Origin of the sequence: Nocardia sp. NBC_00881 (genome assembly GCF_045207455.1) — a bacterium.
GTDB lineage: Bacteria > Actinomycetota > Actinomycetes > Mycobacteriales > Mycobacteriaceae > Nocardia.
In genome coordinates this window covers 4,608,134-4,628,504 of sequence record NZ_CP108798.1, presented here as the reverse complement: position 1 = coordinate 4,628,504, position 20,371 = coordinate 4,608,134, and the positions used below count along the sequence as shown (strand labels likewise).

Genomic DNA, 20,371 nt, shown 5'->3' with positions numbered 1-20,371 from the left:
AGGCTATGAGCGAGCTGGGATTCTCCACACGAGCCGTGCACGCCGGGTACGATCCCGACCCCCAGACCGGCGCGGTCAACGTGCCCATCTACGCGAGTTCGACGTTCGCCCAGGACGGCGTGGGTGGGCTGCGCGGCGGTTTCGAGTACGGTCGCACCGGCAACCCGACGCGGACGGCACTGGAGGCGAACCTCGCCGCGCTCGAATCGGGCCGCTACGGACGCGCGTTCGCCTCGGGCATGGCCGCCACCGACTGTGCGCTGCGCGCCACGCTGCGTCCGGGCGACCACATCGTGATCCCCGACGACGCCTACGGCGGCACCTTCCGGCTGATCGACAAGGTATTCAGCCAGTGGGGTATCGAGCACTCGCCCGCGCACGTGTTCAACGTGGACGAGATGCGCGCCGCAATCCGGCCGAACACCAAACTGGTGTGGATCGAGACCCCGACCAACCCGCTGCTGAGCATCGGCGACATCCCCGCACTGGCCGACGTGGCGCACGCCGCGGGCGCGAAGCTGGTGGTGGACAACACTTTCGCGACCCCGTATCTGCAACAGCCGCTACTGCTCGGCGCGGACATCGTGGTGCACTCCACCACCAAATACCTGGGTGGCCACTCCGACGTCATCGGCGGCGCGCTGATCACCAACGATCCTGAACTCGACGCGGCTTTCGCGTTCCTGCAGAACGGCGCGGGCGCGGTCCCCGGCCCGTTCGACGCCTTCCTCACCTTGCGCGGCACCAAGACGCTCGCGGTGCGGATGGACCGGCACTGCGACAACGCCGAAACCCTCGCGGAATTTCTGTCCGGACATCCCGCGATCTCCCAGGTGATCTACCCAGGGTTACCGGAGCACCCGGGCCATGGCATCGCCGACAAGCAGATGCGGCGGTTCGGCGGGATGATCTCGGTACGCCTGCACGGCGACGTCGAGGCAGCACGCAAGTTCTGCTCACGGACCGAGGTGTTCACCCTGGCCGAATCGTTGGGCGGCGTGGAATCGCTGATCGAGCACCCGGCCGCGATGACACACGCGTCCACCGAAGGGTCCCTGCTGGAGGTGCCGGCGGATCTGGTGCGGTTGTCGGTCGGTATCGAGGATGCCAGCGACCTGCTCTCGGACGTCGAGCAGGCATTGCGCTAGGTTCACGACATGATGAAGCGGCCGCACCCGGTGATCGGGCGCGGCCGCTCGGGTCCGCGGCGGCAGCATCGGCCGTGCGGAGCGCCACGGCCGCGAGTGTCAGCTGTGGTAGGGCTCGGCGCTGAGCAACGTGACTTTCATGATGTTGCCATTGGGCAGCGTGTATTCCCGGGTCTCGCCCACCTTGGCGTTGATCAGCGCGCCGCCGAGTGGGGAGCTCGGCGAGTAGGTCTCCAGCTTGGAGTCGCTGAGACCCTCTTCACGGGTGGCGATCAAGAAGGTTTCGGTGTCGGACTCGTCACCGTCGTAGTAGACCTTGACGACCGAACCGGGGAGCGCGACGCCGGACTTGGTGGGCGCGACGCCGACCTTGGCGTTGTTCAGCAGCTCCTGCAGCTGGCGGATCCGCGCCTCCTGCTGGCCCTGCTCTTCGCGCGCGGCGTGGTAACCGCCGTTCTCCTTCAGGTCACCCTCTTCACGGCGTTCGTTGATCTCGGCGGCGATGACCGGACGATTGGCGATGAGCGCGTCGAGTTCGCCCTTGAGCCTGTCGTGCGACTCCGGGGTCAGCCAGGTCACTTGCGTCTCAGTCATCTCGATCACTCCCTAGTAGTTGTTCCCGGCAGGCCGGGATTCCCTGAGCACTGGTGCGTGCCCACCCGTAGGCGGGCACGCACCAGTCGACGGCAAGAGCAATCCTGGGAAGTTCATCGAACCCCTACAGGCCCAGGTTTCGGGCGAACTCGCAAGCCCGAACCGACAGCGCCGGCCGCCAATGCAGCAAACACGGCTCCGAGCCCCGGAACCGTGTATCACACCATTTTAGCATGAATCATAAACGTGCAGGTCGGAGTTAATTTCGAGGCCTGCCGACGCGAAAAATCGGCGGATCACCCTGCCCGAAGATAGCGGGGTACCTGACCGCTACACGCGTAAATGCTGCCCGACGCGGGCCGAGCGGACGCGCGCACGATGGTGGTCAGCTCGACCGTGCCACTGGTCGAGGGTTCGACCAGCACCTCCCGGCGGCCGAGCTCGGAGCCGTCGCGTGCCATCGCGCGAACGAAACACACCACCGGCTGCGCGGGGTTCTTGCGGGTGACCTTGAGCCGGATGGTCATGGTCGAGTCGTCGACGACGGTATACCCGAGTTGCTCGGCGTCGATGTCCTTCGGACCGTACTTCTGGTAGCCCAGGTAGGCGACACCGAGCCCGGCCAGCACCACGAGCGCGCCCAGGACCAGCGGAATCCACCGGCGGCGCACCGGTGGTTTCGTGCCGTACCGGTCGGCGGGCCGTCGGCTCGGCGCCGGAGCCGCGGCCGTCGCGTCACCGCCGGTTTCCGGCGCGGGCTCGGTCATCTGTAGTCGCTCCCGGGGGGTAAGTCGGAACAAATGTCGATCGAATGGAACTATAGGGAACTAAGACCCGACACCCGCGACCGAGAGCGACGAGGTGAACAAAAACGTGAGTGGCCTTCGCCTCATGGCGGTGCATGCCCACCCTGACGACGAATCCAGCAAGGGTGCGGCGACGACCGCCCGCTACGCCGACGAAGGACACGACGTCCTCGTCGTCACGCTGACCGGCGGAGAACGGGGAAGCATCCTCAACCCGGCCATGGACACGCCGGGCGTCCTGGAGCGGATCAACGAGATCCGCCGTGAGGAGATGGCGGCCGCGGCTCACGCGCTCGGTGTGCGCCAGCACTGGCTCGGTTTCGTCGACTCGGGCCTGCCGGAGGGCGACCCGCTGCCGCCGGTGCCCGACGGCAGCTTCGCGCTGGTTCCACTGGAGGAGGCCACCGAGGCGTTGGTGCGGGTGGTGCGTGAGTTCAAGCCGCATGTGATGACGACCTACGACGAGACCGGGGGCTACCCGCATCCGGACCACATCCGCTGCCATGAGGTGTCGGTCGCCGCGTTCGAGGCCGCAGGCGATCCGGAGCGCTTCCCCGACGCGGGCGAGCCGTGGACGCCGCTGAAGCTGTACTACGACCACGGGTTCAGCATGCGGCGAATGGAGGTGTTCGCCGATGAGTTCGACCGCGCCGGCGAGCCGTTCCCGCTGCAGGAGTGGCTGGATCGGATGCGCAAGTTCGCCGCGGAGCGCGGTGACGTGCTTTCTCGGGTCACCACGCAGATCGAGTGCGCCAAGTACTTCCCACAGCGCGACGACGCCTTGCGCGCGCACGCGACGCAGATCGACCCGAACGGCGCATTCTTCGCCATTCCGATCGAGATGCAGCAGCGACTGTGGCCGACCGAGGAATTCGAGCTGGCCCAAACCCGGGTGCGCACCGCATTGCCAGAGACCGACCTGTTCGCGGGCATCGAGGACGAGCGGCTGTGACGCTGGTTCTGCTCGCCCAGACGCCCGGTACCCCGACCGGGCCCGAATTCGGCAAGGCATCGCCGCTCGGCCTGGTCATCATCCTTGTTTTGCTCGCGGGCACGTTCTTGCTGGTCCGATCGATGAACCGGCACATCAAGGGGCTGCCCGCGACCTTCGAGCCCGAGCACCCCGAACCGGACCAAGAGGCCGACGAGGGGACCGAGCACGGCATCACGCGCCGGCCGGGCGACGAATCGGACGACGCAGACTCCGAGTGACGCACCGAGTCGAGCTGACCTGCGCAACCGCTGCTGAGCTGCTCTAGCGGGCCCGGTGTCGCACTGCGCAGCCCACTATTTCCGCGGTCGCCCTGAAGCACACCGTTGGCAACCATTTCGGCGCAAAGTGGTGTTCGCAATATCGCGCGCCGGTCGGTGTCCTGTGTTACCAATTCAGCGATACCGCTCGACCGAAGGAAGCTCATGGACAACGTGATCGGACAGATCGACCGCGCACTGGACGCGACCGGAGCGATCGTCGCCGCCGTGGGAGACGCGGGCTTGGCCGCGCCGACGCCGTGCCCGGATTGGGATGTGCGGACCGTCCTCAACCACACCGTGGGTGGCATGCATCTGTTCGCTGCCGCGCTGAGCGGCACGGATGCGGGCGCCGACCACGAATCCGACTGGCTGGGCGGCGATCCGCAGGGCGCGTTCGCCGCAGCGGCGGAGGTAGATCGCGCCGCGTGGCATCGGCCGGACGCGCTGGACGCCACGGTGGGCATTTCGCTGGGCGAACTGCCAGGGCCCGCGGCGGCGCTGGCGCATCTCACCGAGGTTCTCGTCCACGGCGTCGATATCGCGGTGGCCATCGACCGGCTGGATCTGGCCGACGACGGGTTGTGTGGCGAATTGCTCGCCACCATGCAGGCGATGGGCGGCATCGATTCCTTCCGCGCCCCTGGCATTTTCGGTCCGGAAGTCGTTGTCGCCGGGGATGAACCGGCGCACCGTCGACTCTTGGCCTATGTCGGGCGAGAGGTGTTGTCCCGGACTCCGTAGTCGGCACCGACGAATTCACAAAGAATACGAACTGCTGGGCGGGCCCGCGGCATCCCGGACGCCGCCTACAGCTTCGGACAAGGAAGTCGCCGTTTCTCGCGCACCGGGCGCCGTTGGCACTGTTGCTGGTCGAATTCGCGTTTCGCAGCTTTATTTTCGATCTGGGCGGTGCACCGGGTGGCGCAGGATCGTCTTCGTCGTCGTGCCAGGGGATCTCCGTGGGTCGGACAGGTAGATCTCGTGGTGACGCCCGTTCATCGCCCATCCCTCGGCCGCCATGAGCGCATCCATCCGCGCCAGCGTCTGCGGTTCGGTCGCATACGGGCCGACATGCAGTGCCTGGATCGCCTCGCCCTCGGTGATCCGCTCGAAGGACGCCCCGGTCACCATCTCAGCGGTGACCACCTCCGGCACGCGGATCATCAGCTTCCACTGCCACTGCTCGCGCGGCACCGACAGCGGCGGCGCATCGGATTCGACCCACCACAGGCCCTCGAGTTTCGGCACGACGAAGTCGCGTCCCGCGGCCTTCGCGGCCTTCTTGGCCCCGTACACAGCACGGTAGAGCGTTTCCAGTGCGGCGGTGTACACCGGTCCGCCGGGCGATCCCGACCCGTCGACCGTCACGTAGTCGTACGCCGCGAACGTCCGCAGCACCGGCTCCGTGCCCGCGCCGTAGTAGTGGTGGTCCTCTCGTACCAGATCAATTTTCATTACCCGACCGTCTTCCCTCCCGCCACAGGAGAGTCAAATGAGACATGCGCTGCGCCCGTCGTGTCCCGCTCGGCTTGGCCGTGCGCGCACCGGCCCGCGGCGAACCGGACTCGTCGCCGTTCGGCGCGTTGCTGGTGGACGCCTACGAGTCCGCGCGAGTACCTAGCTGGTCGCCCAGATCGCTGGAAAAGTCGACTGCCGCAATAGATGATCCGATTCACCCGGGTCCGATGCCGGGGAAGTCCGAGCGCGTCCGGTCCGGCACCTCCGATCTGCCCGGCCGAGAGGCCGTACGGTGGAGCTATGAACCGGCTCGGGAACGCGACGTCTCCGTATCTGCGCCAACATGCGGACAATCCGGTGCACTGGCGGGAATGGGATGCCGCCGCGCTGGACGAGGCGCGGGAACGGGATGTGCCGATCCTGCTTTCGGTCGGGTACGCGTCCTGCCACTGGTGCCATGTGATGGCGCACGAGTCGTTCGAGGACGCGGCGACCGCCGAGCAGATGAACGAGAACTTCGTCTGTGTGAAGGTCGACCGGGAGGAGCGGCCCGATCTCGACGCGGTCTACATGAACGCCACCGTCGCGATGACCGGCCAGGGTGGCTGGCCCATGACCTGCTTCCTCACACCCGACGGCGAACCGTTCTACTGCGGCACCTACTACCCGAAGTTCCCGCGCGGCGGGATGCCGTCGTTCACCCAGCTGCTCACCGCGATCGCCGACACTTGGCACACCCGCCGCGACGAGGTGCACCAAGCGTCCACGCAGGCGGCCGAGGCTCTGCGCGCGCAGACGGCAAGGCTGCCCGACGCGGACCTGACGATTACGGCCGAGCTGCTCGACCACGCCGTCGCCGCCGTGCTGCGCGACGAGGACGACAAGCACGGCGGGTTGGGCGGTGCGCCGAAGTTCCCGCCGTCGGCGCTGCTGGAGGGGCTCCTTCGGCACTGGGAGCGGACCGGTAGCACCGCGGTGTTCGACATGGTCTCCCGCACGGCGGAGGCAATGGCGCGCGGCGGGATCTACGACCAGTTGCGCGGTGGTTTCGCCCGGTACTCGGTCGACGCCGCGTGGGTGGTGCCGCATTTCGAGAAGATGCTCTACGACAACGCCCAGTTGCTGCGTGCTTACGCCCATCTGGCGCGGCGCAGTATGTCGGTGCTGCCGGAATCGTTGTCGCACCGGGTGGCCAGGGAGACTGTGCAGTTCATCATCGAAGACCTGGGTACCGAACAGGGTGGCTTCGCCTCGGCCTTGGATGCCGATACCCGTTTGGAGCCGGGCGGCCCAGGCGTCGAAGGCGCTACCTACGTCTGGACGCCCGCCGAGCTGACCGGCGCGCTCGGTCCGATCGAGGGGGCGTGGGCCGCCGAATTCTTCGGCGTCACCACCGCGGGGAACTTCGAACAGGGCACGTCGGTGCTCACCAGGCATTCCGAGCCGGTCACCGAGAAGGACGACGCTCGCCTGGAGCGCATCAAGGCAGCGCTGTACGCGGCCCGTGCCCGCCGTCCCCAACCGGAGCGCGACGACAAGGTGGTGACCGCGTGGAACGGGATGGCCGTCACCGCGCTCGCCGAGGGCGGGTCGGCGCTGGGCGAGCCGGACTGGATCGCCGCCGCCGTACGTTGCGCGCGCTTCCTGCTGGCCGAGCATGTTGTGGACGGACGCCTGCGCCGCGCCTCGCTCGGCGGTGTGGTCGGCTCCGCGCCCGGCATCCTGGAGGATTACGCGTGGTTGGTCACCGGTTTGCTCGCTCTGCACCAAGCCACCGGCGAGCTCGGCTGGCTCGAGGACGCACAACGATTGCTGGACAAGGCGATCGAGCATTTCGCCGACCCGGACGCGCCGGGCAGCTGGTTCGACACCGCTGACGACGCCGAGACACTCGTCGCCCGGCCACGCGATCCGATCGACGGCGCCACCCCCGCCGGCGTCTCCTCGCTCGCTGAAGCCCTGTTGACCGCCGCGGCCGCGAGCGACCCGGAGCGCGCCGCCCGCTACCGCGACCTCGCCGACCGCGCACTCGACCGCGGGGCTATCGTCCTTGCGCGGGCGCCACGGTCGGCGGGTCAGTGGCTTGCCGTCGCTGAGGCGGCCCTGCGCGGGCCCTTGCAGGTCGCCATCGCCACAGCCGAATCCCTCGGTCGCCCCACCGAACTGCTCACAGCAGCCCGAGTCGCGGCGCCCGGCGGCTCCGTGGTCCTCGCCGCCGCCCCGAACGCGGTACCACTCCTGGCCCACCGTCCATTGATCCGCGATACCGACGCCGCCTACATATGCCGCGGCTCGGTCTGCGATCAGCCGGTCTCCACCCCGGAGGAACTTCGCTCGGCGCTGCAGCGGATCTGAGGACCTATCGGTGCGCATGCGCACAGGTCAGCGCAGGACCACGAGCCAGACCGCCGCGTAATGGGTGAGCGCGGCGAGCACCGTGGCCGCGTGGAAGAACTCGTGGTGTCCGAACACGGTCGGCCAGGGGTTCGGCCACTTGGTGGCGTAGAGGATCGCGCCTCCGCTGTAGATCAACCCTCCGATCAGCAGCAGGATCAGCGGCGCGATGCCGATCTCGTTGTTGAGTTGGCCGGCGACCGGGACGATGGCCCAGCCGAGCAGCAGGTACAGCGGAACGCCGACCCAGCGGGGCGCGGTCGGCCACAGCAGTTTCAGCGCCACTCCGGCCAGCGCACCGGCCCAGACCACGGTCAGCAGCGTCTGCCCGGTGCCGCCAGGGAGGCCGAGCAGGGCGAACGGTGTGTAGCTGCCCGCGATGAACAGGAAGATCATCGAATGGTCCGCCCGCTTCATCCGGATGCGGGCGCGCGTGCTCGGCCAGGTCACCCGGTGGTAGACCGCGCTGATGCCGAACAGCGCGCATACGGTAACGCCGTAGACCAGAGTCGACCATCCTGCGGTCGCCGAGACCGTGGCCGCCTCGGTGACCAGAACGACGGCCGCGACGGCGGCGATGCCGACCGCCCAGGTGTGGATCCAGCCACGCATGCGTGGTTTGCCGAGTACCGCAGCGAGTGTTTCGCCCGCCGAGGCAGGTGCTGCGACAAGTGCCGCGTCGGGGGCGCCGACCGGTTCGGACACGAGTTACCTCCTAGATAAACCCGCCAGTAACCTACGCGACCGTAAGTTTGAGTTATTCGCTACTGTACCGGGGCCGCGCGGTCGGTGCCTAGATCGCATCGGTGAGGCGTAGGGTTGCCCGGGTGGAACTTCCGAGTCAGGTGCGGGGTCTGCCGTATCGCGTCTACGAGGCCCGGCTGTCCAAGCAGCTGGCAGACAAGCAGCATCCCCGGCACGTCGCGGTGATGTGTGACGGCAATCGCCGGTGGGCCCGGGAGAACGGTTTCACCGATGTCAGTCACGGTCATCGGGTCGGCGCGCTGAAGATCGCGGAGCTGGTCGGCTGGTGCGAAGCCGAGGGCATCGAGATGGTGACCGTCTACCTGCTCTCCACCGAAAATCTGCAGCGTGATCCGGACGAGCTGGAGACGCTGTTCGAGGTGATCACCGACGTGGTCGAGGAGTTGTCGGCGCCGGAACAGAACTGGAGCGTCCGCATCGTCGGCTCGCTGGACGGCTTTCCCGAGCTGATCGCGAAGCGGTTGCGTACCGCGGCCGAGCGCACCGAGGAGCGTGGTGGCGTGCACGTCAACGTCGCGGTCGGCTACGGGGGCAGGCAGGAGATCGCCGACGCGGTGCGGTCGCTGGTCCGCCAGGAGATCGCGGCGGGGGAAACCGGCGAGGATCTGGTTCAGTCGATCACCGTGAACGCCATCGGCCAGCACCTCTACACCTCCGGCCAGCCGGACCCCGACCTGGTCATCCGCACCTCTGGCGAGCAGCGGCTGTCCGGTTTCCTGCTGTGGCAGAGCGCCTATTCGGAAATATGGTTCACTGAGGCGTACTGGCCGGAGTTCCGGCGGGTGGATTTTCTGCGAGCGCTGCGCGAATACGCCGCGCGCCATCGCCGTTTCGGGGTCTGATCCGATCTCGGTGCCGTGAATCCGGCTCCAGCTCCGCCCTTCTCGCGTACCGTGCGGTCTCATGGGCGAGCGAACCATCGACACGGCCGCCGGCGCGATCGTGCCGGAGCCGAGCGTCAGCGAGGCGCAGGGATGAGCGTGTACGACACTCGGCCTGGCGGGCCGCCCGAGTCCGCGCACCGGGGGCCGGGCGGGGCCGACATCAGCTATGAGGAGTTCGGCAGGCGTTTCCTGGAGTACGCGGCCTCCGCGGAGCGTATCGCCGGAGCATTCGGCCAGTTGACCGGCACCGCCTTCGATTTCGGACCGATCGGGATGGGGCCGGGACGACTGGCCAAGGTGTCCGCGCAGGTTCAGCTCGGTGAGCCACGGGTGCGCCGCCACATCGAGGAGGCCATCTCGTTCGAGTTGGTCATCCCGCTGAATGTCGACCTGCTTCTCGATCTGGCCGTCGACCGGCATCGCTTCCATGTCGAGGGGGCCATCCACCTGCATCTGACGGTGCGCACCGCCGCACCGTTGCGCGTGCTGATCGACATCGCCGAGCCGCGTCCCGGAGACGTGCACGTCAACGTCGCCAGCGCGACCAGGCGTGGACAGTTGCTGCGCATCCTCGCGAGCGTGGACCACGAGATCAGGCGGTTCGTCGCCCGCTATATCTCCACCGAGATCCGCAGACCGCATATCGCCGCGGCTCGCGATATCGATGTCGCACGACGCCTCGACGAGGCGTGGAAATTGTAATCGGAATCACAATTTGCGCAGGCGCAGCCGATTGATGCTGTGGTCGGCGTCCTTGCGCAACACCAAGGTGGCGCGCGGTCGGGTGGGCAAAATATTCTCCACCAGATTCGGGCGGTTGGTGTTGTTCCAGATCTCCTGCGCGGCGGAGGTCGCCTGCTCGTCGGTGAATCCGGAGTAGTGGTGGAAATGCGCGTTCGGGTCGGCGAACGCGGTGTTGCGCAACGTGAGAAACCGTTGCACGTACCACTTCTCGATGTCCTCGATGCGCGCGTCGACATAGATCGAGAAGTCGAACAGATCCGAGACCATCAGCCGCGGACCGGTCTGCAGTACGTTCAGGCCCTCCACGATCAGAATGTCGGGCTGACGTACACAGTGCAGCTTGTCCGGCACGATGTCATAGGAGATGTGTGAATACACCGGCGCGCACACTTCCGCCGCGCCGGATTTCACCTCTGTGACGAATCGCAGCAGCTTGCGGCGGTCGTAGCTCTCCGGAAAACCCTTGCGGTGCATGATGCCGCGGCGGGTGAGTTCCGCGGTGGGATAGAGAAATCCGTCGGTGGTGACCAGGTCGACGCGCGGGTGATGATCCCAGCGGGCCAGCAGTGCCTGCAGCACGCGGGCGGTGGTCGACTTGCCGACCGCGACGCTGCCCGCGACGCCGATGACGAACGGGACCTGCTCGTCCGGATGGGTTTCGCCGAGAAAGGTCGCGGTGGCGGCGAACAGGCGCTGGCGCGCGGCCACTTGCAGGTGAATGAGACGAGCGAGCGGGAGATAGACCTCGGCGACTTCCTCGAGATCAATCTGTTCCCCGAGACCGCGCAGGCCGATCAGTTCTTCTTCGGTGAGCACAAGGGGAGTCGATTTACGCAGGGTTCGCCACTGTTTCCGGTCGAATTCCACGTATGGACTCGGCTCGCTCATCCGTGCCATTTACCCGACGCTCCACTTCGGCAAACACGCAGACTTACCGTGCGGGTCTGGTGAGATTCGGTCTAGCTGTCGCCGCATAGCCGAATTCTGCTCCGCGTCGCCATCGTGGGATAAGTGGGGTACCACTAGCCCTTGGTAACCGGGTCGATGGCACGGAGGTGAGCGGCTAATGTCGGCTGCCATGGAAGCGCATCCGCTCGTGTCCGAATACCTGCGGCTCGGCCTGGCCTTCGACCAGCTCGAGGAAGGGTTCGTCGACGCCTATACCGGTGATCCCGCGCTGCGGCGGGAGGTAGCGAACGCGCCGGCATCGCCGCCGCGAACGCTGGCCCACCGCGCCGCCGAGTTGCGCGCTGAAGTGCCCGAAGCCGGGCTGCCACCGGAACGCGCCGAATTCCTCGACGTGCATCTGCGCGCGTTGGAATGTTCCGGTCGTAAGTTCGCCGGAGACGAGATCGGATTCGTCGACGAGGTGCGGGCGTATTTCGACGTCGACATCGCACCCGGCGACGTGGATGACTACCGCGAGGCGCACCGGCAGATGGATGAGGTGCTCGCGGGAGAGGGGCCGTTGGCCGAGCGAGCGGCCGCGCATCGCAAGGCCGACGAGATCCCGCCCGAGCGCCTGTCCGCCTGCGTCGAGGCGTTCTCCGGCGCGTTGCGCGAACTGGTCCGCGCCAGGTATCCGCTGCCCGACCACGAGCACGTCAGCTACGAGGTGGTCGGGGACAAGCCCTGGTCCGGGTTCAACTACTACCTGGGCAACTATCACTCCCGGGTCGCGATCAACTCCGACCTCAAACAACACATGGCGCACCTGCCGCACCTGATCGCCCACGAGTCGTACCCAGGACACCACACCGAGCACTGCCGTAAGGAGGCAGGGCTGGTCGCGGACGGGCAGGCCGAGCAGACGCTGTTCCTGGTGAACACGCCACAGTGCCTGATGGCCGAAGGTCTCGCCGATCTGGCGCTGCGCTCCATCGTCGGCCCCGGTTGGGGTGTATGGGCGCAGGAGATCTACGCCGACCTCGGCTTGCGCTTCGACGGCGAACGGGCCGAACGGCTCTCGAACGCTTCGGCCAAGCTGCTCGGTGTGCGACAGGACGCCGCGCTGTTGTTGCACGACCGGCGTCGCACCCCCGACGAGGTGGCGGAGTTCTTGCAGACCTGGAGCCTGGTGACGCCGGATCGAGCGCGGCAGTCGCTTCGGTTCCTGTCCTCGCCGCTGTGGCGGGCCTACATCTCCACCTACGTAGAGGGTTATCGGCTGCTGGGCGGATGGCTCGATCGCGCGGTCGACGCCGACGATCGGGCCGACCGGTTCCGCAGACTCCTCGACGAACCGCTCACGCCCGGCGCTGTGCGCGCCTTGTGACCGGCGCGGGCGGCTTCGCGCGGACCGTCGGTGGCCCGGGCGGTGTCACGCCGGTGGGCGCGCTACATGATGACCGCGCACCCCTGTCCACCGGCGGAGATGGTGCACAGTAGTTGCGAAAGGCTGCGCAGCAGCGCCTCGACCGGGGAGTTGGGTACCGAAATCATGGTGACCATGTCTGTTCCTTCGCAAGGTGATCGCAAGTAGATGTCACCTAGGAAACCGGTTGGGCCGCACCTTCTCGTTACGACTTGTCGTGCCCCGTAAACCTGGGGCCCGAATACTCGGGGTGCCCCGAGTATCAGCGGTTTGCGCGGAAGATGACGCAAGTGGTCGTGGCGTGCGCGACCAGCCGCCCCTGTTCGTCGACCACACGCCCCTCGGCGGTCGCGGTGGTTCGGCCGACATGGATCGTGGTGCCAGTGGCGATGAGCCGCTGTCCGCCGGTGGGGACAGCGCGGATGTAGTTGACTTTCAGTTCGAGCGTCGTGTATCCGGCGCCCGCCTCCAGTGTGGTGTGCACCGCGCAACCCATCACGGAATCGAGCAGGGTGGCGCAGATGCCGCCGTGCGTGGTGCCGAGCGGGTTGGCGAAATCGGGCCGGGTCCGCAGCGCGAAGACCACCCTGCCCTGCTCGAGCTCTTCGACCTCCATCCCGAGCAGGTCACCGATGAACGGTGGGCGGCTCGGCATCGTCATCGCGGTCCGCAGCAGCTCCAGCCCGGACAGCTGAGCCGGGTCGATCGTGGCTTCGGACATGAATTCCATCCTTTCGATGAACCGATCGGTCCACATCTGACATGATTGGAGCATGAACCGATCGGTTCATGCAACCGTGCGGCAAGGAGGAGTAATGAGCGACGGAGGCGAGCGAACTATCGACACAGCCGCCGGGCCGCGCACCAGGCTGATCGAGAGCGCCATCGAGTTGGTGCGCGAGCAGGGCGTGCACGCCGCGGGTCTTTCCGCCCTGCTCGATCGGAGCAAGGCCTCGCGCAACTCGCTCTACCAGCACTTCCCCTCCGGCAAGAGCGAGCTGGTCGAGACCGCGACCCAGGTCGCGGGTGCCCGGATCAACGACGTGATCGACAAGATCACGGCTGCCCCGCCGGAACGCTGGTTCGGTGCGCTCATCGGTTGGTGGGTCTCCGCGTTGGAGAAGACCGGCTATCGCGCGGGGTGCCCGATCGTCGGGGCCGCTCTCGCCGAGGCAGAGCCCGGCGTGCAGGCCGCCGCGGGCGCGGTCTTCGAGGACTGGCATCAACGTTTCGGCGCCGCCCTCTCCGCGGCGGGCATGCCCGCCGCGGAGGCGCACTCCTTCAGCAGCTTCGTGTTCAGTGCGCTGGAGGGCGCCATCGTGCAGGCGCGGGCGACGAAATCCACCCGTCCGCTCGAGGCCGCGCAAAAGCACCTCACAGTGCTGTTGGAGAACTACCTGCCCGCGGGTGAACGCGACGAAGCGCAGGGTTGAGTTCCGGATCACAGCCCGCGGCCTGTTCCGGACGGCGGGATGAACCCCCTGGCCGGGAGCTGGCATCCGGCCCATAGACTGAGCCCGTGACGCAGACGACCGCCTCTGTCAATTCCCAGTCCCTCGGTGAGCTCGATCCGGAGCTCGCCGCCGCGATGGCAGGCGAACTCGCCCGCGAACGCGACACCCTCGAGATGATCGCCTCCGAGAACTTCGTGCCGCGCGCGGTGCTGCAGGCGCAGGGGAGCGTGCTCACCAACAAGTACGCCGAAGGCTATCCGGGTCGGCGGTACTATGGCGGCTGCGAGCACGTCGACGTCGTCGAGACGCTGGCGCGTAACCGCGCCAAGGAGTTGTTCGCCGCCGACTTCGCCAATGTGCAGCCGCATTCCGGCGCGCAGGCGAACGCCGCGGTGCTGATGGCGCTGATGGAGCCTGGTGACAAACTGCTCGGTCTCGACCTTGCGCACGGTGGTCACCTCACGCACGGCATGCGCCTGAACTTCTCCGGCAAGCTCTACGAGGTGCACTCCTACGGGGTGAGCAAGGAAGACCACCGCGTCGACATGGACGAGGTGCGCACCATCGCCCTCGGCGCGCGCCCGAAGGTGATCGTGGCGGGCTGGTCGGCCTACCCGCGTCACCAGGATTTCGCGGCGTTCCGCTCGATCGCCGACGAGGTCGGCGCTTACTTGTGGGTGGACATGGCGCACTTCGCCGGTCTGGTCGCGGCCGGGCTGCACCCCTCGCCAGTGCCCTACGCCGACGTGGTGTCCTCCACCGTGCACAAGACGCTCGGCGGGCCTCGCTCCGGTCTGATCCTGGCCAAGCAGGAGTACGCCAAGAAGCTGAACAGCTCGGTGTTTCCCGGCCAGCAGGGCGGGCCGCTCATGCACGCGATCGCCGCCAAGGCGGTCGCCTTCAAGATCGCCGCGACCGAGGAGTTCAAGAACCGTCAGGAGCGCACCCTCTCCGGTGCGAAGATCCTCGCCGAGCGCCTCACCGCCGCCGACGTCAAGGACAAGGGCATCAGCGTGCTCACCGGCGGCACCGACGTGCACCTGGTGCTCGTCGACCTGCGTAACTCCGAGCTCGACGGCCAGCAGGGCGAAGATCTGCTGCACGAGATCGGAATCACGGTGAACCGCAACGCCGTTCCGTTCGACCCGCGTCCGCCGATGGTCACCTCCGGCCTGCGCATCGGCACCGCGGCCCTGGCCACCCGTGGGTTCGGCGACACCGAGTTCACCGAGGTCGCCGACATCATCGCGACCGCACTGGCGGGCGGTTCCGACGTGGACGCGTTGCGCGCCAGGGTGAGCAAGCTGGCCAATGACGTTCCCCTGTACAACGGCCTGGAGGACTGGCACCTCCTCGGCTGAACTGTCAGGCCCTGCCGCCGGGTTGCCAGGGGCCGGGTTCCCGGTCGCGTACTGGCCGGCGACCAATTCTCCGGTCGGTTGGTGGGGCAGCGTCCGAGCGTTCGCCCGCCGACCCGCCGGTGGGCTGAAGATGTCGTCACTTGTGGTCGCGCAGGAAGGTGGGGATCTCACCGTACCGTCGTCGCGGTCGCCGAAGCCGCGGTGGCCCTTCGGTCGATGCACGGTCTCGGTCTCAGTCGATGTCCGTCGCGCCGACCAACGCCGGGTAGTCCCTCAGGTCGATGTCATTGGCGGCATTGTCGCTGTACTTCAGCATCAACGTGAACAAGCGAGAACCGAAGAACCAGTTACGCAGCTTGATGCCGCGTGCGGTCTTCGGGGCGAGGAAGCGCCCCGCGTTGCTGTTGCCCGCGATCTTGGCATAGCGCTTCATGATCTCGTTGTAGCGGGCGAAGGCGACCGCGTGATCGCCATCGGCGAGGGCCAATTCACCCGCGACGACGTACGCGCCGACTACCGCGAGCCCGGTGCCGAAGCCGCCCAGCGTGTTTCCGTACGCGGAGTCGCCGACCAACGCGACGCGCCCCTTGGTGTAGCCGCCCTTCATCCGGACCTGGCTGATCGAATCCAGGTAGAAGTCGTCGAAGTCGGCCACCTCGTCGAGCATCCGTGGCACCTCCCATGCGACGTCCGCGTAGACCTGCTCGATGATGCGCCGCTGCGCGGCGCTGTCGTCGCGGGAGAACTCGAGCTCGGGCGCGGCGAACATATACAGCTGCTGTGCCTTCGAGCCGCCGCTGATCGCGAGCTTGCCGGGAGCGTTGTGGCCGTAGGCGATCGCCCGTTCGCGTGGACCCGTCGCGTCCTGGCCCCATGGGTCGGCGCCCGCGACGCAGTAGTAGTAGCCCAGGTGCTTCACGAAGTCCTCCTCCGGGCCGAAAGCCAGCCTGCGCACCCGGGAGTGGATACCGTCGGCGCCGAAAACGAGATCGAAGGTGCGCGCAGGCCCGTGCTCGAACTCGACGTGCACGCCGTCGGTGGTCTCGGTGAGCGCGCTGATCGAGTCGCCGAACAGGTACTCGCAGTGTTCGGCGGTTCGCTTGTACATGATCTCGGCCAGGTCGCCGCGCAGGATCTCTACGTCGCCGCCGGTGAAGTCGCCGGACATGACGGCGAGCTGCTTGCCGTTCTCGTCGACGAAGACGGTGTCGGTGGCGCCGGTCCTGCGCTCCTCGATCTCGTCCAGGATGCCCATCCGCTCCAGGACGGTGAAGTGGGTGCGGCCCTTGAAGTCGATGGCCTGGCCGCCGGGGCGCAGCGCCGGGGCGCGCTCGACGACGGTGACGGCGAAGCCGTAGCAGTGCAGCCAATAGGCCAGGGCGGGCCCAGCGATGCTGGCGCCGGAGACGAGGACGGTCGAGTTGGGCACGGTGACTCCCTTATGGTTCAAATCAGTGTCCGGCAGATTCTGTTTCCGATGGACACAAATTAGCGTATGATAGACACAGTTTTTCGTCAAGTCGTTATCCGGAAGGATTCGGGCATGCCGACACCTACCGCAGTCGAACTACTCTGGGGCACCCAGCAGCGCCCCAAGCGCGGGCCCAAGCCCGCCCTGTCACTGGAGGGGATCGTCGCCGAGGCGATCGTGCTCGCCGATGCCGACGGGTTGGCCAATCTGTCCATGCAGCGGCTGGCGGAGCGTCTCGGCTTCACGAAGATGTCGCTGTACCGCTACGTACCGGGCAAGGCCGAGTTGGTCGCGCTGATGCTGGATACCGCGCTGGGCGTGCCGCCGGAGTTGCCCGCCGCCGACGATGTTTCGACCGAAGAGGCATGGCGTGGACAGCTGGGCCTGTGGTGCGAGACGCTCTACGAACGTTTCCACGCCCACCCGTGGTCGCTGGAGGTGTCCGTAGGGGTGCGGCCGTTCGGTCCGAACGAAATGGCTTGGATGGAGTCCGCGCTGGGCGCACTCGCGTCGACGCGGCTCACGAATGCCGAACGCCTGGACACCATCGTCCTGCTGACCGGGCACGCGCGCAGCCTGGTGCAGCAGGTCCGCGTGGTTGATGCGGAGGCGTTCGAGAAGCAGATCGCGGGACAGCTCGCCGACATGGTGGCCGCCGCGGCCCAGCGTTACCCCACGGCGGCGGCAGCGTTCGCCGAGGAAGGAGCGGTCGTGGGTGGCGAAGGCGCACTGAAGTTCGGCATCGGACGCATCCTCGACGGGTTGGCCGTGCTCGTCGCACGCCGCGCCGGAGCACCGGGGCCTACGCTCGGATCATGACCGAAGAACTCGTGAAACAGGACTCGATCACCACGGTGCGGGAGTTCTTCGCCGCGCTGGAGGTGAACGCATCCGGGGAGGCACTCGACCTGCTGCACCCGGACATCGTCTGGAAGAACACCTCGCTGCCCGACGTGCGGGGTATCCGCAGGGTCGGCGGCATGTTGCGCGGGCTGAGCCGGGGGTGGATCGGGTTCGCCGTCGACATGCACCACATCGCCGCCGACGGCGACATCGTGCTCACCGACCGTACCGATTACTTGCGCGTGGGCCCGGTGCGCGTCGGGTTCTGGGTGGCCGGCACGTTCGAGCTACGCGACGGCCGAATCATCCTGTGGCACGACCATTTCAGCTGGGGTAATTTCCTGCGCGGCACCGTCGTCGGCCTCTGGCGCGCGGCACGTACCCGCGGCTGAGCGATCTCAGGAGTGCTGGATCAGGTACTCCAGGTAGAACGGCCGCAGCACCTCGGCGATCGCGCCGTCGCCCGCGTGAAAGTAGTCGTCGATCATCGGGAGCACGTACTTGATGTCCGCCTCGCTCTCGCCGAGATTGCCCGCGGCGGCCTCCGCGGCGGGGATCGAGGTGAGCAGCCGCCACAGGAACTTGACATCCCCATGGCGCACGGCCACCTTCACCGCGCGGTCGTGCAGCTCCTTCGACGACAGCTTCTCCAGCTCCTCGTTACCCGCCATACCAGCGACTCTAACCTCCTTACCGGGCGGCAGCGACCGTGTGGCGTAACCCACCAGCCCGGCGATGCTGTGCCGCGATTACTGCCATGACACTCGAACCACCGCCCGGTTTTCGGGTGAAACGCATCTACGAAACCCCGGACCCGGATGACGGCATCCGGGTGCCGTTCGATCGGCTCCGGCGGCGCGGGATCACCAAAGAGCAAGCGCGCGTCGACCGCTGGCCCAAACGCTGACCCCGTCGAACGAACTTCGTCGCTGGTTTCCTGTCGACCGTGACGTGCGCGGCGGCGCGTTCGTCCGCCGCTACCGCGCCGAACTCGCGGCGTCGGAGGTTCAGCAAGATTTGCGGGAACTGCATGCGCTTGCCGCCGAAGGTCCGGTCGCCTTGCTCGCAGCCGTATAAAATCCGGTGCGCAGCCATGTTCCTGTGCTGCTCGACATGCTGCGCCGAGCCCTCGCACAGCTCCGGTTTACGACAAGTTCACGGACATGTGTACCTGTCCCCGAGCGCGGAAGTGGGTTTCGAAGGTAGCGTCGTGTATGCGGGCCGCGGCGGTGTGGCTCGTACGGGAGGTCCTGACCGTGACTGAGCTACTCAGTACGAGGGGGCCGGCACCCGGCCCTCGTGGCGCCTGACGGCAACGTCGGGGTCCATCAGGACGGACCGGTCCAGCGAGATCGTTCGTGCGAGTGCCGCACGAACACATAGGAGCCCACCGTGACTGCTACACGCTCCGTTTCCGCTCCCTCGGCGCAATCCCGCTCCGCGAAAGGCGGAGCCGCCGCGAAGGGGGCCCGCCCCTCGCAATTACCCGGCAACACCTTTGTCATCGACACCTCCGTTCTGCTCTCGGATCCCTGGGCGTACACCAGGTTCGGCGGACACGACGTGGTGCTACCGCTGGTGGTCATCAGCGAACTCGAAGGCAAACGGCACCACCACGAATTGGGCTGGTTCGCGCGGGAGGCTTTGCGCAACCTGGACGATCTACGCCTGCAGTACGGCAGGCTGGATCAACAGGTGCCGATCGGCACCGAGGGCGGAACGCTGCAGGTGGAACTGAACCATACCGATCCCGCGGTCCTTCCAGTCGGGTTCCGCACCGACAACAACGACTCCAGAATCCTGGCCTGTGCGCTCAACCTCGCGGCCGAGGGCCGCGAAGTGGTGCTGGTGTCCAAGGATATTCCGCTGCGGGTCAAGGCGAGTGCGGTGGGTTTGCACGCCGACGAGTACCACGCGCAGGACGTCGTCACCTCCGGTTGGTCCGGCATGGTGGAGCTGGACGTCAGCACTGCGCAGGTCGATCAGCTCTACGCCGAGTCGGTGATCGACCTCGATGCCGCGCGAGAACTGCCCTGCCACACCGGCATCCGGTTGCTAGGCACCAGCTCCAGTGCCCTGGGCCGGGTCACCCCGGACAAACGTGTGCAGCTGGTGCGCGAGCGCGAGGCGTTCGGGCTGCACGGCCGCTCCGCCGAGCAGCGCATAGCCCTGGATCTGCTGCTGGATGAGAGTGTCGGCATTGTGTCGCTCGGCGGCCGGGCGGGCACGGGTAAGTCCGCACTCGCGCTGACCGCAGGGCTGGAGGCGGTGCTGGAACGGCGAACGCAGCGCAAGGTGGTGGTCTTCCGTCCGCTGTATGCGGTCGGTGGCCAGGAGTTGGGTTACCTGCCCGGCACCGAGAGCGAGAAGATGGGCCCCTGGGCGCAGGCGGTCTTCGACACGCTCGACGGGTTGGCCAGCCGCGAGGTGATGGAGGAGGTGCTAAGCCGCGACATGCTGGAAGTGTTGCCGCTGACCCACATTCGTGGACGGTCGCTGCACGACTCCTTCGTGATCGTGGACGAGGCCCAGTCGCTGGAGCGCAACGTGCTGCTCACGGTGCTCAGCCGCCTCGGCACCGGGTCGCGGGTGGTGCTCACCCATGATGTGGCTCAGCGCGACAACCTGCGCGTCGGCCGGCATGACGGGGTGGCGGCGGTGGTCGAGAAGCTCAAGGGTCACCCGCTGTTCGCCCATGTCACGCTGACCCGTAGCGAGCGCTCGCCGATCGCGGCCCTGGTTACCGAGATGCTGGAGGAGTACGGTCCCAACGCCTGATCGGGCGGCCGGCGCCGCGGTGTGTTTCACCTCATAGCCGGCGGGTATTATCCGCCGCGATAGCTGTTCGGTATGACCAGGCGAGTTGCTAGCCGGGTCATAT

The 20,371-nt window shown here is 67.1% G+C and carries 21 protein-coding genes and 1 pseudogene; 14 read left to right on the top strand and 8 right to left on the bottom strand.

Features of this window, described 5'->3' with window-relative positions:
• Positions 1-5 precede the first annotated feature (5 nt).
• Positions 6-1,148 (top strand): cystathionine gamma-synthase, encoded by a 1,143-nt coding sequence (locus OH799_RS19410; RefSeq protein WP_406265933.1) that lies wholly within the window; start codon positions 6-8, stop codon positions 1,146-1,148.
• Between the two features lie 99 nt (positions 1,149-1,247).
• Here the strand turns inward: OH799_RS19410 and greA are convergent, their stop codons facing one another.
• Positions 1,248-1,742: a transcription elongation factor GreA gene (gene greA / locus OH799_RS19405; RefSeq protein ID WP_327110071.1), complete on the bottom strand. Its 495-nt coding sequence runs from the start codon at positions 1,740-1,742 to the stop codon at positions 1,248-1,250.
• A 296-nt stretch (positions 1,743-2,038) separates the two neighbouring features.
• The gene (locus OH799_RS19400; protein ID WP_406265930.1) at positions 2,039-2,509 is read right to left on the bottom strand and encodes a DUF4307 domain-containing protein; all 471 of its coding nucleotides are present in this window, start codon (positions 2,507-2,509) and stop codon (positions 2,039-2,041) included.
• Positions 2,510-2,633: 124 nt separating this feature from the next.
• Between OH799_RS19400 and mca the strand changes: the two genes are divergently transcribed.
• The 3 genes from mca (at position 2,634) to OH799_RS19385 (ending at position 4,543) form a co-directional block, all read left to right on the top strand.
• A complete protein-coding gene (mca, locus tag OH799_RS19395; RefSeq protein ID WP_406282289.1) occupies positions 2,634-3,500 on the top strand; it encodes a mycothiol conjugate amidase Mca in 867 nt (288 codons plus the stop codon).
• Positions 3,497-3,760, top strand: a complete 264-nt coding sequence (locus OH799_RS19390) for a hypothetical protein (RefSeq protein ID WP_406265928.1) — start codon at positions 3,497-3,499, stop codon at positions 3,758-3,760. The genes mca and OH799_RS19390 overlap by 4 nt, the downstream gene beginning before the upstream one ends.
• A 204-nt stretch (positions 3,761-3,964) precedes the next feature.
• Complete coding sequence (locus OH799_RS19385) at positions 3,965-4,543, top strand: TIGR03086 family metal-binding protein (protein WP_406265925.1); 579 nt, start codon at positions 3,965-3,967, stop codon at positions 4,541-4,543.
• 150 nt (positions 4,544-4,693) lie between these two features.
• On the opposite strand, the gene OH799_RS19380 is transcribed toward OH799_RS19385, so the two are convergent.
• Complete coding sequence (locus OH799_RS19380; protein ID WP_406265921.1) at positions 4,694-5,257, bottom strand: GyrI-like domain-containing protein; 564 nt, start codon at positions 5,255-5,257, stop codon at positions 4,694-4,696.
• A gap of 303 nt (positions 5,258-5,560) precedes the next feature.
• Between OH799_RS19380 and OH799_RS19375 the strand changes: the two genes are divergently transcribed.
• Entirely contained in the window at positions 5,561-7,615 is a 2,055-nt protein-coding gene (locus tag OH799_RS19375; protein ID WP_406265919.1) for a thioredoxin domain-containing protein, read from the top strand.
• 27 nt (positions 7,616-7,642) lie between these two features.
• On the opposite strand, the gene trhA is transcribed toward OH799_RS19375, so the two are convergent.
• The gene (trhA, locus tag OH799_RS19370) at positions 7,643-8,266 is read right to left on the bottom strand and encodes a PAQR family membrane homeostasis protein TrhA (RefSeq protein ID WP_406282286.1); all 624 of its coding nucleotides are present in this window, start codon (positions 8,264-8,266) and stop codon (positions 7,643-7,645) included.
• Positions 8,267-8,481: 215 nt separating this feature from the next.
• On the opposite strand from trhA, the gene OH799_RS19365 reads away from it, so the two are divergent.
• A complete protein-coding gene (locus OH799_RS19365) occupies positions 8,482-9,261 on the top strand; it encodes an isoprenyl transferase (RefSeq protein WP_406265916.1) in 780 nt (259 codons plus the stop codon).
• 132 nt (positions 9,262-9,393) lie between these two features.
• Entirely contained in the window at positions 9,394-10,005 is a 612-nt protein-coding gene (locus tag OH799_RS19360) for a hypothetical protein (protein ID WP_406265913.1), read from the top strand.
• A gap of 6 nt (positions 10,006-10,011) precedes the next feature.
• On the opposite strand, the gene coaA is transcribed toward OH799_RS19360, so the two are convergent.
• Positions 10,012-10,944 carry a type I pantothenate kinase gene (gene coaA / locus OH799_RS19355; protein WP_406265910.1) on the bottom strand — a complete coding sequence of 311 codons (933 nt, stop codon included), beginning with the start codon at positions 10,942-10,944 and terminating at the stop codon, positions 10,012-10,014.
• 181 nt (positions 10,945-11,125) lie between these two features.
• On the opposite strand from coaA, the gene OH799_RS19350 reads away from it, so the two are divergent.
• Positions 11,126-12,322: a DUF885 domain-containing protein gene (locus OH799_RS19350; protein ID WP_406265907.1), complete on the top strand. Its 1,197-nt coding sequence runs from the start codon at positions 11,126-11,128 to the stop codon at positions 12,320-12,322.
• Between the two features lie 301 nt (positions 12,323-12,623).
• Here the strand turns inward: OH799_RS19350 and OH799_RS19345 are convergent, their stop codons facing one another.
• A complete protein-coding gene (locus tag OH799_RS19345) occupies positions 12,624-13,082 on the bottom strand; it encodes a PaaI family thioesterase (RefSeq protein WP_406265904.1) in 459 nt (152 codons plus the stop codon).
• A 94-nt stretch (positions 13,083-13,176) separates the two neighbouring features.
• Here OH799_RS19345 and OH799_RS19340 point away from each other — a divergent pair, with 94 nt between their 5' ends.
• Together OH799_RS19340 and glyA are read left to right on the top strand one after the other, a co-directional pair.
• Positions 13,177-13,794 carry a TetR/AcrR family transcriptional regulator gene (locus OH799_RS19340; RefSeq protein WP_406265901.1) on the top strand — a complete coding sequence of 206 codons (618 nt, stop codon included), beginning with the start codon at positions 13,177-13,179 and terminating at the stop codon, positions 13,792-13,794.
• Between the two features lie 86 nt (positions 13,795-13,880).
• Positions 13,881-15,176, top strand: coding sequence for a serine hydroxymethyltransferase (glyA, locus tag OH799_RS19335; RefSeq protein WP_357265367.1), 1,296 nt, complete (start codon positions 13,881-13,883; stop codon positions 15,174-15,176).
• A 232-nt stretch (positions 15,177-15,408) separates the two neighbouring features.
• On the opposite strand, the gene OH799_RS19330 is transcribed toward glyA, so the two are convergent.
• On the bottom strand, positions 15,409-16,605 hold the full coding sequence (locus tag OH799_RS19330; RefSeq protein WP_406265898.1) for an FAD-dependent monooxygenase: 1,197 nt from the start codon (positions 16,603-16,605) through the stop codon (positions 15,409-15,411).
• Positions 16,606-16,719: 114 nt separating this feature from the next.
• Between OH799_RS19330 and OH799_RS19325 the strand changes: the two genes are divergently transcribed.
• On the top strand, positions 16,720-17,466 hold the full coding sequence (locus OH799_RS19325; RefSeq protein WP_406265895.1) for a TetR/AcrR family transcriptional regulator: 747 nt from the start codon (positions 16,720-16,722) through the stop codon (positions 17,464-17,466).
• Entirely contained in the window at positions 17,463-17,882 is a 420-nt protein-coding gene (locus OH799_RS19320) for a limonene-1,2-epoxide hydrolase family protein (protein ID WP_406265892.1), read from the top strand. Before OH799_RS19325 ends, OH799_RS19320 begins: the two co-directional genes overlap by 4 nt.
• Before the next feature lie 6 nt (positions 17,883-17,888).
• Here the strand turns inward: OH799_RS19320 and OH799_RS19315 are convergent, their stop codons facing one another.
• Positions 17,889-18,161: a hypothetical protein gene (locus tag OH799_RS19315; protein ID WP_357265355.1), complete on the bottom strand. Its 273-nt coding sequence runs from the start codon at positions 18,159-18,161 to the stop codon at positions 17,889-17,891.
• An 86-nt stretch (positions 18,162-18,247) separates the two neighbouring features.
• Here OH799_RS19315 and OH799_RS19310 point away from each other — a divergent pair.
• Positions 18,248-18,567, top strand: a pseudogene (locus OH799_RS19310) (DUF488 domain-containing protein).
• Between the two features lie 315 nt (positions 18,568-18,882).
• Positions 18,883-20,268, top strand: coding sequence for a PhoH family protein (locus OH799_RS19305; protein ID WP_406265889.1), 1,386 nt, complete (start codon positions 18,883-18,885; stop codon positions 20,266-20,268).
• Positions 20,269-20,371 lie beyond the last annotated feature (103 nt).

Coding starts and splice junctions, on each gene's coding strand:
- OH799_RS19410 (WP_406265933.1), top strand. CDS start 6: ATGAGCGAGCTGGGATTCTCCACACGAGCCGTGCACGCCGGGTACGAT.
- OH799_RS19340 (WP_406265901.1), top strand. CDS start 13,177: ATGAGCGACGGAGGCGAGCGAACTATCGACACAGCCGCCGGGCCGCGC.
- OH799_RS19360 (WP_406265913.1), top strand. CDS start 9,394: ATGAGCGTGTACGACACTCGGCCTGGCGGGCCGCCCGAGTCCGCGCAC.
- OH799_RS19350 (WP_406265907.1), top strand. CDS start 11,126: ATGGAAGCGCATCCGCTCGTGTCCGAATACCTGCGGCTCGGCCTGGCC.
- OH799_RS19325 (WP_406265895.1), top strand. CDS start 16,720: ATGCCGACACCTACCGCAGTCGAACTACTCTGGGGCACCCAGCAGCGC.
- OH799_RS19315 (WP_357265355.1), bottom strand. CDS start 18,161: ATGGCGGGTAACGAGGAGCTGGAGAAGCTGTCGTCGAAGGAGCTGCAC.
- OH799_RS19385 (WP_406265925.1), top strand. CDS start 3,965: ATGGACAACGTGATCGGACAGATCGACCGCGCACTGGACGCGACCGGA.
- mca (WP_406282289.1), top strand. CDS start 2,634: ATGGCGGTGCATGCCCACCCTGACGACGAATCCAGCAAGGGTGCGGCG.
- OH799_RS19375 (WP_406265919.1), top strand. CDS start 5,561: ATGAACCGGCTCGGGAACGCGACGTCTCCGTATCTGCGCCAACATGCG.
- coaA (WP_406265910.1), bottom strand. CDS start 10,944: ATGGCACGGATGAGCGAGCCGAGTCCATACGTGGAATTCGACCGGAAA.
- trhA (WP_406282286.1), bottom strand. CDS start 8,266: ATGCGTGGCTGGATCCACACCTGGGCGGTCGGCATCGCCGCCGTCGCG.
- OH799_RS19400 (WP_406265930.1), bottom strand. CDS start 2,509: ATGACCGAGCCCGCGCCGGAAACCGGCGGTGACGCGACGGCCGCGGCT.
- OH799_RS19345 (WP_406265904.1), bottom strand. CDS start 13,082: ATGTCCGAAGCCACGATCGACCCGGCTCAGCTGTCCGGGCTGGAGCTG.
- greA (WP_327110071.1), bottom strand. CDS start 1,742: ATGACTGAGACGCAAGTGACCTGGCTGACCCCGGAGTCGCACGACAGG.
- OH799_RS19380 (WP_406265921.1), bottom strand. CDS start 5,257: ATGAAAATTGATCTGGTACGAGAGGACCACCACTACTACGGCGCGGGC.
- OH799_RS19320 (WP_406265892.1), top strand. CDS start 17,463: ATGACCGAAGAACTCGTGAAACAGGACTCGATCACCACGGTGCGGGAG.